The organism is Streptomyces sp. CRCS-T-1, assembly GCF_024442335.1.
Classification (GTDB): Bacteria; Actinomycetota; Actinomycetes; order Streptomycetales; family Streptomycetaceae; genus Streptomyces; species Streptomyces koelreuteriae.
Map to the genome: position 1 here is coordinate 8,399,090 of NZ_CP101651.1, position 12,990 is coordinate 8,412,079.

The window sequence follows — 12,990 nt, forward strand, 5'->3', positions numbered from 1 at the left end:
GCCCCCGGAGGCCCTCCAGGCGATCCGGGCAGCGACCTTCCCGCGGTAGACCCTGAAATCACCGTTGTCAGGAGCGAATCCGCATGCTCATCGACACGCCCACCAACCGCCCCGTCACGACCGGAACGACGACGACCACCGCCACCCGGCGGCGGCACGACGACGCCCCTGACACCGCGGCCCTCTTCACCCGGCTGGCGGAGCTGGAGGAGGGCCCCGAGCGGGAGGCGGTCCGCGACGAGCTCGTCGCGCTCTGGCTGCCCATGGCCCATCGCATCGCCGGCCGCTTCCGCGACCGCGGCGAGTCGCTGGAGGACCTGAAGCAGGTCGCGGCGCTCGGGCTGGTCAAGGCCGTCGACCGGTTCGACCCGAGCCGGGGAGCCTTCGAGAGCTACGCCGTCCCCACCATCACCGGCGAGGTCAAGCGGCACTTCCGGGACCGGATGTGGGCCCTGCGGGTCCCCCGCCGGGTGCAGGAACTGCGCAACAAGGTGCGGGTGGCCCGCCGTGAACTGACCCAGAACCCGGGCAGCCCCGAGCCCTCCGTGGCGGACCTCGCCGCCCACACCGGCCTGACCGAGGAAGAGGTCGGCGCCGGGATCGAGGCCCTGGAGAGCTTCAGCACCCTGTCGCTGGACGCCGAGCTCTCCGCCGACGACGACGGCTACAGCCTCGCGGACACCCTCGGCTCCACGGACGCCTCCTACGATGTCGTGGTCGACCGCGAGTCCGCCAAGGAAGGACTGCGCCGCCTGCCCGAACGCGAACGGGCCATTCTCTACATGCGCTTCTTCGAGGACATGACGCAGAGCCGCATCGCCGACCACCTCGGCATCTCCCAGATGCACGTCTCCCGTCTCATCAGCCGCAGCTGCGCCCGTGTGCGCGACGAGGCCATGGGGCAGCGGACGGGCGCCCGGGACAGCGGCGGCACCTCCACCACGGCCTGACCGACCGACCTACGAGGAGCGACCCGAGAAGGGGCCCGGCCGACGGCATCAGCCGCGGCCGGGCCCTTTCGCGCACCAGCCACGGCCGGGCCCCCTGGGCCGCCAGGCCGGAATGCGCCGGTCCGCCGGCCGGCCGGGTGTGTGGCCGTCGGGCCGGGGCATGCGGAACGCCGGGAGGTCGACATGAACACGAGTGCGCTGGCACAGACCGGACGGTTCCGAGCTCGACGGGCGGCAAAGGGTTCGGTGACCGAGGGGGCGGCACGGGCGGGATTCGCGGCCCGGGGCGTGATCTATCTGCTGGTCGGCGCGCTGGCGCTGCAGATCGCCTTCGGCGACACCAAGGAGCAGGCCGACCGCGGGGGAGCCCTGGCGGCCATCTCGCAGAAGCCGTTCGGAGCGGTGCTGCTCTGGGCCCTGGGCATCGGGCTCGTCGGCATGGCCCTGTGGCGGCTGTCCGAGGTGGTCTTCGGCTCCGTCGGAAAGGACGGCCGCAGCGCCCGCAAGCGGCTGATGGCAGCGGTCCGCTGCGTGTTCTACGCCTTCGTCGCCTACTCCGTGCTGTCCTTCGCGGCCAGCCGTCACCAGAGCGGCGGCGGCTCCAGCGACCAGCAGTCCCGGGACGCCACCGCCCGGGCCCTGGAGCTACCCGGCGGGCAGTGGCTGGTCGGCGCGGCCGGGCTCGCGATCGTCGCCGCGGGCGGATGGATCGGCGTACGCGCGGTCCTGCGCAAGTACCACGACAAGCTCCGGCTCGGGCAGATGGGCCCGCGCACCCGGCGGCTGGTGGACGTCACCGGCGTGGCCGGCGGCGCCGCCCGGGGGCTGGTCTTCGCCGTGGCCGGTGTCTTCGCCGTGCGCGCCGCGATCGACTACGAGCCCGACAAGGCCAAGGGCCTGGACGACACCCTGCGGGCCTTCGCCGACACCCCGCTCGGCCCCTGGCTGCTGGTCGGCGTCGCGGCCGGGCTCGTGTTGTTCGGGGTGTTCTCCTTCGCCATGGCCCGCTGGCGACGCGTCTGAGGCGCGTCGTACGGGGAACACGAAGCCAATGAGCGATTCCGAGATTCCGCATGGCGACGACCGGCCCGTGGACATGTACCTGGACCTCCTGCGCATCCGGATGGACACCGAGGACTACCGCCTCCTGATGCGCGTGGTGGAACCGGTTCTCGAGGCGATCGACGAGGAGCGCCTGTCCAGCCTCGACTTCGCGCTCGACTCAGGGGACGGCGACGAACTGCCCCAGGAGGTGCGGGACGAGGTGGCCCTCGTCATCGCCACCGCCGTCACCGGCCGCCTGGACAACGAAGTGGTCGAACTCGACGTCGACGAGACCGGCCCGGTCCGGATCGTCACGGACGCGACCACGGCGTCCGACCCGGACCGCCTCGGCGAGATAGCCGACTACATCAAGGAACGGCACCGGCAGACCGAGGAGCTCCGGGGCATCGCCGAGGTGAGCGGACTGCCCACGGACTTCTGAGGCGTAATCGCCTCAGCCCCGGGGTTCCCCCACCGGCACGCCCAGCGGCCTGGCCAGGCCCACCACGGCCTCGTCCAGTCGCTCCAGGTGCCGCAGCACGCGGTCGGTGATCCGGCCGTAGCGCGGGGTGCCGGCGTCGGACCCCAGCAGCGAGGCGATGCTCGGGCCGGTCTCCACCCGGGCACCGGTGTGCTCGTCCTCGACCCGGGCCGCGATGGTCCCGATGTTGCGCACGGTCCGCGCCGCGGCCCCGCGCAGCCGTGGGTCCGCCGCGATCGAGGGATGCGTGGGCAGCAGCTCGGCGGTCGCCGCCAGCGTCCGCGCGTGGTACGCGCACGTCTCCAGCAGCGCCACCACGTACCGGGCCGTGTGGCGCCGGGCCCGCAGCGGCGTGACCGGATGGGTCAGCGGCTGCGTGGCGGCCCGCAGGTCGGCCAGCGCCTGGTCCAGGTCACGCGCCTTGTCCAGCAACTCGTCCGCGGGCCCGCCGCTGAGCTGCCCGACCGCCGCCTCGGTGACGTCGGCCAGCCGCTCGAGCACGGTGCCGAGCAACTCGTTCGTACGGCGGTCGGTCCGCACCGGCAGGACCAGCGCCGCCGCCACCACGCCGCAGACCGCGCCGAGAGCGGTCTCCTCCACCCGCAGCACCAGCACGTCGAGGCTGTAGGTGTGCAGCAGCGTGTACAGCAGCCCCAGCATCGCCGTGACGAAGAACGACATCAGCGTGTACGACAAGGGCGCCGAGTAGAACATCGCGAAGATCAGCACCAGCACCAGCGCGAACGCCGTCCAGGTGTGCTGCCCGACCACGCCCGCCAGCACGATTCCGGCCACCACGCCGAACACCGTGCCGAGCAGCCGCCGGTAGCCCTTGACGAGGATCTCGCCCGTCGAGGCGGTGTTCAGGAAAACGATCCAGCAGGTCAGCACCGCCCAGTACCAGCGCTGAGTGGACAGCAGCTCGCCGCCCACGATGGCCAGCGTCGAACCGACGGCGACCTGCACGGCGGCACGCGTGGTGGGCCGCCGCAGCCCTGTCTCCTCCTCCACGGACGGCTCCTCGCCGCCGCCGTCGATCGCGGCGTCCTCGGCGTCCAGCTCCTCGCGGGAGCGGGCCGTGGCGGGGGTGTCGTCCGACTCGTCCTGCGGGCCGTCCAGCGCGATCCGCAGACCCATCACCGCGCGGGCCGCCTCGCCGATGCCCCGGAAGACGTCCTGGACGGCGGCGGGCGCGGCCGGAAGGTTGTCCTCGTCCCGGTAGCCGAGCAGCCGGTTGCGCAGGTGGGCCAGCGCGGTGCCCGTGTCGCCGCTCCCGGCCCGCAGCACGAGGGTGCGCAGCGCCTCGAGATCCCGGCGGAGCGTGGCGGTGGCCTCGTCCGGCACCGCCGGGGCGCCGCCCAGCGACGGCGCGGGCGCGCCCGGCAGGTGCAGGGTGAGCGTGTCGGCCCGCTCGGCGCTGCGGGCGGTCAGCAGCAGCAGACCGAGCCGCTCGGCGGCGATCTCCGCGTCCGCGACCCGGCGCTGCACGAGGCGCGCCACGGACTCGTCCGGGGTGCCCTCGTCCAGTTGGGCCTGGATCATCATGGCGGTCTCGTGCAGCCGCGCGGTGCCCTCGCGCACGGCGTTCAGTGCCTTGTCCATCTCGTCCCCGTCGGCGTCGAGGAGGTCGAGCTGCGCGGACACCAGCTGGGCCAGCCGGGCGCGGAAGGCCAGCCGCAGCCGCATCAGGACGCCCGTGGGCGTCGCCGGCACCACCGCGAAGCGCAGTACGGCACTGCAGCAGAAAGCCACCGCGATGACGCCGCACAGCGCGGGCAGCGAGGAGACGGTGACGCCGACGAAGAGGGACAGGAAGTAGACCTGGAAGCCGATGAGTCCGAGCGCGGTGCCGCGGTCGCCGAAGCGGCGGCCGTAGACCGCGCAGAAGATCAGGACGACGAAGAAGATGTCACCGACGTAGACCCGCGCGCTGAGCATCGCGCTCAGGGAGACGGAGGCCAGCGCCACCGGCAGGCCCAGCGCCAGGGTCACGGCCTGGGGGCCGAGCTGCTTCTCCCGGATGGCGAAGGTGGCGACCATCGCCGCCATGGCCCCCGCCACCAGCTGGTGCACATCGGCCCCGAACAGGCTGAGCACGGCCAGGGTGAGCGTGATGGCGCCGACCGTGCGCAACCCTGCCGTCAGACGCAGCAGTCCGGGGTCGGACGCCGCGATCCGGTCCCGCAGACCTGTCCACACCGACCGTCCCGCTGCCCTCACGCCGCCGCACTCTCTCCCGACCCACACCAAGATCCGCGTCTCAGCATGTCATGCCGGAATCGGAAGCTCCCCTTCGACCCCGCCCAGCCCCCGTCTAGTCCCGTCGACCGGTCCCCTCGATGTGCTCCCGTACCTGTTCCGGCGTCAGATAGGCGTCCGTGTACTCGAAATCCTTCAGCCGGGCGGCCTTGCGGGTCTGGAAGCCGGTCCGTACGAAGTCGTCGCCGGCGACCGCGTTGAGCAGCCAGTTCGTCATCACCCGCGTCTTGGCCACGTTGGTGCGCAGCGCCGACCAGTGGTAGCCGCGGGCGACGGCCTGGGCGGGCAGACCGCGCAGTTCGATGCCCAGCGGCTTGGAGACCGCGTCGGTGCCGCCGAGGTCGACGACGAGCCCGAGGTCCTTGTGGACGTAGCGCTGCATCGCCTGCCCCCGCAGCGCCGCGATGACGTTGTCGGCGACATGCTTGCCCTGCCGCAGGGCGTGCTGCGCGGTGGGCGGGCACATGGCGCCGTCGTCGCCCTTGGCCAGGTCGGGCACCGCGGCCGAGTCGCCGAGCGCGAACACCCCGTCGTTGCCCGGCAGGTTCATCTCGGGGGCGACGGCGAGCCGCCCCTTGACCGTCTCGGCGCCTAGCGTGGCGATGAGCGGGCTGGCGACGACCCCGGCGGTCCAGATCAGTGTGCGGGTCGGGATCACCCGCCCGTCGGTGAAGGTGACCTCCTCGGGGCCCGCCTTCGCGATGGAGACGCCCAGGGAGATCTCGATGCCCCGCCGCCGCAGGATCTCCTGCGCGCTGCTGCCGAGCTTCTCGCCGAGCTCCGGCATCAGCTTCGGCGCGATGTCGATCAGATGCCACTTGATCAGCCCCGGGTCCAGCCGCGGGTAGCGCTTCACGGCCGCGTGCGTCAGACGCTGCAGGCACGCCGCGGTCTCGGTGCCCGCGTAGCCGCCGCCGACCACCACGAACTGCAGCCGCGAGGCCCGCTCGTCCGGGTCCTGGCTCGCGTCGGCCAGATCGAGCTGCGAGATGACGTGGTCCCGGATGTACGCCGCCTCGGCGAGCGTCTTCATCCCGAACGCGTGGTCCGTCAGACCGGGGATGTCGAAGGTGCGGGTGATGCTGCCGGGGGCCAGCACGATGTAGTCGTACGGCTCGTTGACGATCTGGTCGGTGATGGTGCGGATGACGCAGACCTTGGCCTTCAGGTCGACGCCGACGGCCCCGCCCGGAATGATCCGCGTGCGGTACTTCTTGCTGCGGCGCAGGGAGACGGCGATCGACTGCGGCGTCAGCACGCCGGAGGCGACCTGGGGGAGCAACGGCAGGTAGAGCTGGTAGGCGAACGGCGTCACCAGCGTGACGTCCGCCTCGTCCGGGGAGAGTTTCCGTTCCAGACGGCGGACGCACTCCACGCCGGCGAAGCCTGCGCCAACCACCAGGATCCTGGGTCGTGTCACGGTGTTCATCCCTTTCTGCGGCTCCAGGCGGTCTGCCTCGAACGCCATTCGACTGCCCCTGGATCGCCGGTTCGCACCCCTTCGATCCCATCGCGTGTCCGACGGGTACGCCAGTCGGACGCGGCAGGCAGACGAACGCGTCGATCACCACCATGCCCGCACCGTGGCCGAAAAGCACCAGGCGGGAGTGAAGAACGCGTGCAAGGCACGGCCGCCCCGAGCCGCTGCCGGAACGCGCCGTCAGGACGCGGTGTCCCCCTGGAGATGACACAGCAACAGGCACACGTCGTCGTCCCGCTCTGAATCGCTCAGCAGCGGATGCAGGATCCGGTCCGCCGAGCCCTCCAGATCCGCGTCCAGCTCCGCGGAACGGAACCCGCCGAGCGCCGTGGCCAGACGGGCGATACCCGGGTCTATGCCCTGCGCGCGCCGCTCGACCAGCCCGTCCGTGTACAGCGCGAGCGTCGACCCGGGCTCCACCTGCTCCGTGTGGTCGGCGATCTCCTGGGTGAGCGGGATGCCGAGCATGGCGCCGGGTTTGGCGTCGAGCGTGCGCACCGTCCCGTCGGGCAGCCGCAGCACCGGCGGCGGATGCCCCGCGGCGGCCCAGGTCAGGGTGGGCTCGTCCGGGTGGAAGCGGGCGATGACGGCAGTGGCGTACAGATCGGGCTGCAGATGGTGCAGGAACCGGTGCAGCCGGGTCAGCAGCCGGCCCGGGCTGTCGCCGTCGACGGCGTACGCCCGCAGCGCGGTACGCAACTGGCTCATCATGACGGCCGCGTGCAGCCCGTGCCCGGTCACATCCCCGATGACGGTGATGAGCCCGCCGTCCCGCTGGCGGAACGCGTCGTACCAGTCACCGCCGATGTTCATCCCGTGCGTGGCGGGCAGATACCGCGCGGCCAGGCTCAGACCCGGCGTCGTCGGCAGATCCGTGAGCAGGGCCCGCTGCAGCGTCTCGGCGATGTCGCGGTTGTGCTCGAAGCGCCGGGCGTTGTCGATCGCGATGCTGGCCCGCCGGGTCAGCTCGATCAGCATCACCGCGTCGTCCGGGTCCCAGCGCGCACCGGGCGGCGACAGCGTCAGGACGCCCAGCGGTGCCCGCCGCGTCGGCAGCGGGACGCACAGCAGTGGCCGACCGGGATCCAGCACCGACGGCGGCTGGTCCTCGACACCGGGCAGGCCACCGGGATGATCGGCGGCGTACTGGGGCCGGCCGGTGCGGGCCGCGACCACGGCGGCGGCCGGATGCGGCGCCGACCCGTGCCGGTCGTCCTCGTGGTCGAACAGCCAGATGTCGACGCTGCGCGCGTACTCCGGCACCAGCAGGTCCGGCAGCCGGCGCACGATCTCCTCGTGGTTGAGCGAGGTCGTCAGCACGGCACTCGCGTCCGCGAGGAAGGTCAGCCTGCGGCGGGCGCTCTCCGCCTCGTTGCGCGCGCTGCGCTCGGCGGCGAACGCCTCGCGCTGGGCCCGCCCGGCCGCGTCCAGCTCCGCGTGCAGCGCCAGGACGCCCTGGTTCGTCTGGTGCAGCTCCTCGCGGTGGAAGGAGACCAGGTCCTCCTGCTCGGTGAGCTTGTCCAGCACCACGGCCGTGTCCTCGTCGGCACCGAGCAGCGCCTCCGCGAGGGCGGCCGGGTCGTCCGCGACGGTGCCGCTCTCCCCGGCCCGGGCCGCCTCGGGGCAGGGGACCGTGACCTCCCACGGCGGCTCACCGGCCGCGGCGGACGCCTCCGGCGACGGGGTCACCACGGCGTGCAGCAGGCCCTCCTCTGCGGGGGAGCCGGCCAGGTCCATGGTGAGCAGCCACGTGCCGCCCTTGGTGAGGCATTGGCGCAGCTGGGCGCTGAGGGCGGTGGCCAGCCTCGTCCGTTCGACGGTGGACACCCCGTACGCGGCGGCCAGGCGCGCGAGGGCGATGCGGGCACGTGCCGCATCGGTGACGGTGGTGATCTGCCAAGTGCGCATCATGGGCGGTCCGGCGGGGTCGGAGTCAGCACGGCCACGGCGGTGTCGTCCCGCACCGGCCGGGCGGGACTGCTCGCGTCACGTATCGTCACGGCGGCCGTCACGGCCGGGTCGGCCAAGGGCGGACCGGGGTCGGACGGCGGCGTCCAGCGGCTGGGCAGGCCGTCGGTGTGCAGGATCAGCAGCCGGTCGTCCCCCCAGTCGGCCTCCTCCTCGCGGAGGGTGCCGGGCCGGTGGACACCGACGATGCCGGGCCGCGACAGCAGATGACGCCAGGTGCCGTCCATGTGCAGCCGGGCCCCCACGTTGCCGATGCCGGCGAACCGCAGCCGCCCGGCCCGCAGGTCGAGCTGGGCCAGGGCGACGGCAGCGCCCCGGGTGCCCTTCAGCGCGTCGTGCAGCTGCCGCAGCGCCTCGGCGGGGGAGAGGTGGGCCCAGCGGTGCAGCGCCGCGACCGCGGCGGACGAGGCACGAGCGGCGTCCGGGCCGTGCCCCAGACCGTCCGCCAGCATCAGTGTCATCCTCTCCCCGGCCCGCACCCACGCCCAGGCGTCGCCCGAGCAGTCGGCTCCGGCGTACGGGATGTTCACGCCTCCGGCCCGCACACCTGGGGCCGGGCGGGACCAGGGGCCGTTTCCTGCTTCGTTCCCGGCTTCGTTCCCGAGGACACCACCGTTCCCGGGCCCGCCGCCGGACCACCCCGGGACGGCACCCCCCGGCAGGCCCGGCCCGGGCATGTCGCCCCAGCTCCCCGAGGCCCCGTCGGCCCACACCCGCACGGCCGGCCCGGCGGGCGTGCCGTCGCCGCGGGAGGCGGTGCCCACGCGGGCGACCGCGACCGTGCCGCGGCCGGGCCTGCTGTGCAGGCCGAAGTCGTCGGCGAGCCGCAGACACGTGCCGAGGCCCGCGCCCAGCGAGCGGGTCGTGGAGAAACCGTCGCGCAGCGCCGCGGGCACGTCGGCGATGCCCGGGCCGTGGTCGATCGCGGCGATCTGCACGACCCGGGGCTCCTCGCGTCCCTCCCGCAGCACGGGCCGCGCCACGACGTCGATGAGCACCTGACCACCCTCGGCGTGCTTGAGCAGATTCGTGGCGAGCTCGGTCGCGACCAGCGCGGCGGCCGCGGTGCGCCGCTCGTCGAGACCGGCCAGCGCGGCCGCGTCCTCCGCGGCGACCCGCGCGTCGCGCACCCGTGTCGAGTCGCGCACCGGGACGTCCCACACGCGCGGCATCAGGCCTCCTCGCGCGGACGCGGCGGCTGGGCGACCCAGCAGGTCACCCGCACGGTCGTGCCGTCGCCCGGCGTGCTGTCGATGTGGAAGTCGTGCACCAGGCGCCGCGCGCCGCTCAGCCCCATCCCCAGCCCGCCGCCGGAGGTGTAGCCGTCGCAGAGCGCCCGGTCCAGGTCGGCGATGCCCGGCCCCTCGTCGGTGAAGGACAGCCGCAGGCCCTGCGCGCCCGCGCTGCCGACCCGCGTCGCCTCCATCTGCCCACCACCCCCGTGCACCAGGGTGTTGCGGGCCAGCTCACTGGCCGCGGTGACCAGCTTGGTCTGCGCCACCAGGCCGAAGCCGAGCCGGGCGGCGGCCTGCCGTACGTGCTGTCGCACCCACACCAGGTCCAGATCCGACCGGATGGGCAGGCAGGCCTCCACGCCCGCGGCGGTGTGCATCACGGACTCTCCTGACGCCCGCCGCCGGGACCGGTCACCGGCGTCCGCCGCGAGAGGAGCTCCAGGCCCGCCTCGGCGCTGAGCGCGGTACGCAGCCCCGGCAGCGTCAGTCCCAGTTCCACCAGGGTGATCGCGACCGCCGGGCGCATTCCGGCCACCACGGTCCGCGCGGCCAGCAGCTTGGCCTGCGCGGCGATCTCGGCCAGCACCCGGCCGAGGAAGGAGTCCACGATCTCCACGCCGGAGATGTCGATGAGGACCCCGCGCACCCCGGTGCGGGAGATGGTCTCCGCGAGATCCTGCTGGAGCTGCTGCGCCGTGCTGTCGTGCAGGTCCCCCTGGAGCGTGACCAGGAGGACGTCGCCGAGCCGCAGGACCGGCACATGGCCCGTGGCGGGACGGAGGTAGGCGTCGCTCACCGCTGTCCCGCACCCGCGTTCACGATGTCCGCGCCGAGCTGGTGCAGCGCGTACCCCAGCGCGTCGGCGAGGTTCGCGCGGGTGATCACGTCCAGATCCAGACCGAGGTGGACGATCGTCTGCGCGATGGCGGGACGGATGCCGGAGACGATGCACTCGGCGCCCATCAGCCGCGCGGCGGCGACCGTCTTCATCAGGTGCTGTGCCACCAGCGAGTCGACCGTGGGCACACCGGTGATGTCCAGGATCGCGAACCGGGCGTGCTGGTCGACGACGGCGTCCAGCAGCGTCTCCATGACCACCTGGCTGCGGGCACTGTCGAGCGTCCCGATCAGCGGCACGGCCACGATGCCGTCCCACAGCCGGATGACGGGCGTGGCCACCTCCATCAGCTGCAGCCGCTGCCGGTCGCTGAGCGCCTCCCACTCGCTCAGCGCCGTCTGCATGGCCACCAGCCGCAGGGTGCCCATCAGCACGGCGAACGCCGTCGAACACGCCCGCAGGTGCTCGGGCGGAGCCTGCTCCAGATCGGCGACCAGCAGGTTCTCGACGGGCGGCCGCAGGGCGGCCAGCTCGCTGGAGACCTGGGTGTTGGACAGACCGGCACGAGAGCGGGCCGCGCCCATCCGGGCGAGCTGCTCCCGCACCGCGCTGAACCCCGCGGAGTCCGGGTCCTCCACCTGGTCCGAGTCGGCCACCCGCGCCAGCGCGTCCACGACGGCCTTGCCCGCCTCCACCGCCTCGTCGCGAGAGACGGTGAACACGGTGCGGAACAGGGGCTCGTCCGCCCACCGCTGGGCGATCTGTTCCCGCCGGCGGTGCAGGAAGTCCCTGACCTCCCGGGTGGGCGTGGCGAGCTGTCCGTCCGCTTCGTGCTCCGGCACCTGGTTCTCTCCTCATCCGCGTTTCGTCCGCGTTGCGTCGACCGAGCCCGCTTCGGAAACGAGAACGGCGTGGTGACACTTGCCGGGCGACAACTCTAACCATGCCCCGACCTCGTACGACACCGGATCCGGCGCGAGCGATCCGGTTCGGGGAAACGGCGGTTGTGCACCGCCGGGGCCGGTGCTGTGCCCGAGGGGAACCCGGTCGTCAGACGCCCGCTTCCCCCGGCTCCTCGGGGGTGTCCGGCGCCGCGTCGGCACGGGCCAGAGCCTCGTCCACGCTCTCCGATATCGGCACCGTGATGCTGACGCCCGTCAGGTCGAGGATGCGGCGTACGGCGGACGTCGGGCTGATGACGTGCACGCTGCCGGCGGTCTTACGGGTCTCCTGGTACACACGGAGGATGATGTTCATCCCCGACGAGTCCATGAAGGGGACGGACGACAGGTCGAGCAGGAAGTGCCGTCGGCCGTGGTGGAGTTGGTTGGCCAGATGAGCCTGGAACTCGGTCGCGGTGTCGACGTCCAGGTAGCCGTCGACCGTGATCAGGGCCACGTCCTCGCGGGGCAGCTCGACTTCCACGGACAGCGGATTCTGGGCGAGGGGCACGAATACCTCCAACAAAAGCTACGGCCTGGTCAGGTCACCTCTCAGGGGTGACCGCGGTACGGGGCGACGCCGGTCATGGGGCGGGCTCGGATGCCGTGTCTCATGTGCCTCCCTTCGTCACCGGGCTCCGTTTTCACCGCGCCCCCGCGATTACCCCGGAAACCGCACCCCATTCCCCCTGCCCCGAACCTCTCCGGGATCCGCCGCTCCGCGTCGTACGGTGGCAGGGGTGTGCGCCGAATGCGCGTGCGGCGGGAGGGTAATTGCTGCTGTGGAGCCGGGTGGGCGGGAACCGTCCGCCGGGGGATCCGCGAACCGCACATCGCGAGGGAGGATGGAACAGCGTGGCCATCGACAGAATCTGGTCGTACGCGCCGGACAGCGGGCACGTCGAGGGGCAGGACCTGACCGGGTTCACCGTCGCCGCGACCGACGGCACGATCGGGCACCTGGACCGCGAGGCCGCCCCGCACGGCATGCGGCACCTGGTCGTCGACACCGGAGTCTGGGTGTTCGGCCGCAGCGTGCTGGTGCCGGCCGGAGTCGTCAACGGCATCGACACACAGGCCCGGAAGATCACACTGGCCTGCACCAGGGGAGACGCGAAGGAGGCCCCGCGCTTCCAGACGGACAGCGAGACCAGGGACCGGGAGTATCTGACGGCCGTGGGCGACTACTACGACCGGCTGCCGCCCCGTGAGGCGACCCCGGTCTGAGCGATCATGAGCCGGTCACGGGCGCGCCGCGCCCGTGACGCTCCCGGCTCACCAGGGCAGGAACACGTGCACGTCCTTGCCGCGCTCGTCGGCCACCACGCTGACCTGGTCGCACAGGGTGTGGATCAGGTGCCAGCCGATGCCGCCGCCACCGCTGCGCGGATCGAAGGGCCGCGGGGCGGGTTCCGTGCTGCTGGTGTCGTGCATCATCACGTGCACCCCGTCGAAGGTCCGGCGCATCCGCAGCGCGAACGGACCAGGGGCGTACTGCACCGCGTTGGCGGCCAGTTCCGTCACCACCAGCAGGATGTCGTCCCAGTACTCGGGGGCAGAGGGCGGGGAGGATCGTGCCAGGTCACGCAAGAACCCCTCCGCGGCCAGCCGCGCACCGGTCACGTCGTGCGGCTCGCCCACGAAGCTGTTCGTGCGGCTCGGGATGTCCTCGGAGGTCAGTGCGTCGTCCCCACGCGGCTCGGTTGACATATCGCCTTTCCGGCCCGGTCGTCAGCAAGGGCTGTCGTCAGGGCTGTCGTCCTTTCTCTTGCGTCGCCACTGTCGTGTTCCCGT

13 protein-coding genes are annotated in these 12,990 nt (G+C 72.6%); 4 read left to right on the forward strand and 9 right to left on the reverse strand.

Going from position 1 to position 12,990, the window contains the following annotated elements:
* Nucleotides 1-83: 83 nt before the first annotated feature.
* From NNW99_RS38000 to NNW99_RS38010, 3 genes are all read left to right on the forward strand, one after another.
* A complete protein-coding gene (locus tag NNW99_RS38000; RefSeq protein WP_215123950.1) occupies nt 84-950 on the forward strand; it encodes a SigB/SigF/SigG family RNA polymerase sigma factor in 867 nt (288 codons plus the stop codon).
* A gap of 183 nt (nt 951-1,133) precedes the next feature.
* Nucleotides 1,134-1,973, forward strand: coding sequence for a DUF1206 domain-containing protein (locus NNW99_RS38005; protein WP_215123951.1), 840 nt, complete (start codon nt 1,134-1,136; stop codon nt 1,971-1,973).
* Nucleotides 1,974-2,001: 28 nt separating this feature from the next.
* Nucleotides 2,002-2,436 carry a hypothetical protein gene (locus NNW99_RS38010; RefSeq protein WP_215123952.1) on the forward strand — a complete coding sequence of 145 codons (435 nt, stop codon included), beginning with the start codon at nt 2,002-2,004 and terminating at the stop codon, nt 2,434-2,436.
* A 12-nt stretch (nt 2,437-2,448) separates the two neighbouring features.
* On the opposite strand, the gene NNW99_RS38015 is transcribed toward NNW99_RS38010, so the two are convergent.
* The 8 genes from NNW99_RS38015 to NNW99_RS38050 all read right to left on the reverse strand — a co-directional run bounded on the left by NNW99_RS38015 (nt 2,449) and on the right by NNW99_RS38050 (nt 11,707).
* On the reverse strand, nt 2,449-4,695 hold the full coding sequence (locus tag NNW99_RS38015; protein WP_215123953.1) for an FUSC family protein: 2,247 nt from the start codon (nt 4,693-4,695) through the stop codon (nt 2,449-2,451).
* A gap of 94 nt (nt 4,696-4,789) precedes the next feature.
* Nucleotides 4,790-6,163, reverse strand: a complete 1,374-nt coding sequence (locus tag NNW99_RS38020) for an NAD(P)/FAD-dependent oxidoreductase (RefSeq protein WP_215124605.1) — start codon at nt 6,161-6,163, stop codon at nt 4,790-4,792.
* Nucleotides 6,164-6,394: 231 nt separating this feature from the next.
* Nucleotides 6,395-8,125, reverse strand: a complete 1,731-nt coding sequence (locus NNW99_RS38025) for a PP2C family protein-serine/threonine phosphatase (protein ID WP_215123954.1) — start codon at nt 8,123-8,125, stop codon at nt 6,395-6,397.
* Complete coding sequence (locus tag NNW99_RS38030; protein ID WP_251058048.1) at nt 8,122-9,354, reverse strand: ATP-binding SpoIIE family protein phosphatase; 1,233 nt, start codon at nt 9,352-9,354, stop codon at nt 8,122-8,124. Before NNW99_RS38030 ends, NNW99_RS38025 begins: the two co-directional genes overlap by 4 nt.
* Nucleotides 9,354-9,794 (reverse strand): anti-sigma regulatory factor, encoded by a 441-nt coding sequence (locus NNW99_RS38035; RefSeq protein ID WP_215124606.1) that lies wholly within the window; start codon nt 9,792-9,794, stop codon nt 9,354-9,356. The genes NNW99_RS38030 and NNW99_RS38035 overlap by 1 nt, the downstream gene beginning before the upstream one ends.
* Nucleotides 9,794-10,213, reverse strand: a complete 420-nt coding sequence (locus NNW99_RS38040; protein WP_215123955.1) for an STAS domain-containing protein — start codon at nt 10,211-10,213, stop codon at nt 9,794-9,796. The genes NNW99_RS38035 and NNW99_RS38040 overlap by 1 nt, the downstream gene beginning before the upstream one ends.
* A complete protein-coding gene (locus tag NNW99_RS38045) occupies nt 10,210-11,097 on the reverse strand; it encodes an STAS domain-containing protein (RefSeq protein WP_215123956.1) in 888 nt (295 codons plus the stop codon). The genes NNW99_RS38040 and NNW99_RS38045 overlap by 4 nt, the downstream gene beginning before the upstream one ends.
* Nucleotides 11,098-11,305: 208 nt before the next feature.
* Complete coding sequence (locus NNW99_RS38050; protein WP_215123957.1) at nt 11,306-11,707, reverse strand: STAS domain-containing protein; 402 nt, start codon at nt 11,705-11,707, stop codon at nt 11,306-11,308.
* A 344-nt stretch (nt 11,708-12,051) separates the two neighbouring features.
* Here NNW99_RS38050 and NNW99_RS38055 point away from each other — a divergent pair, with 344 nt between their 5' ends.
* Complete coding sequence (locus tag NNW99_RS38055) at nt 12,052-12,423, forward strand: PRC-barrel domain containing protein (RefSeq protein WP_215123958.1); 372 nt, start codon at nt 12,052-12,054, stop codon at nt 12,421-12,423.
* 48 nt (nt 12,424-12,471) lie between these two features.
* On the opposite strand, the gene NNW99_RS38060 is transcribed toward NNW99_RS38055, so the two are convergent.
* Nucleotides 12,472-12,906: an ATP-binding protein gene (locus NNW99_RS38060; RefSeq protein ID WP_215123959.1), complete on the reverse strand. Its 435-nt coding sequence runs from the start codon at nt 12,904-12,906 to the stop codon at nt 12,472-12,474.
* Nucleotides 12,907-12,990 lie beyond the last annotated feature (84 nt).

Bases quoted from the DNA above. Each gene is read 5' to 3' on its own strand.
- NNW99_RS38020 (WP_215124605.1), bottom strand. From the start codon at position 6,163: ATGAACACCGTGACACGACCCAGGATCCTGGTGGTTGGCGCAGGCTTC.
- NNW99_RS38035 (WP_215124606.1), bottom strand. From the start codon at position 9,794: ATGCACACCGCCGCGGGCGTGGAGGCCTGCCTGCCCATCCGGTCGGAT.
- NNW99_RS38025 (WP_215123954.1), bottom strand. From the start codon at position 8,125: ATGATGCGCACTTGGCAGATCACCACCGTCACCGATGCGGCACGTGCC.
- NNW99_RS38010 (WP_215123952.1), top strand. From the start codon at position 2,002: ATGAGCGATTCCGAGATTCCGCATGGCGACGACCGGCCCGTGGACATG.
- NNW99_RS38060 (WP_215123959.1), bottom strand. From the start codon at position 12,906: ATGTCAACCGAGCCGCGTGGGGACGACGCACTGACCTCCGAGGACATC.
- NNW99_RS38000 (WP_215123950.1), top strand. From the start codon at position 84: ATGCTCATCGACACGCCCACCAACCGCCCCGTCACGACCGGAACGACG.
- NNW99_RS38005 (WP_215123951.1), top strand. From the start codon at position 1,134: ATGAACACGAGTGCGCTGGCACAGACCGGACGGTTCCGAGCTCGACGG.
- NNW99_RS38030 (WP_251058048.1), bottom strand. From the start codon at position 9,354: ATGCCGCGCGTGTGGGACGTCCCGGTGCGCGACTCGACACGGGTGCGC.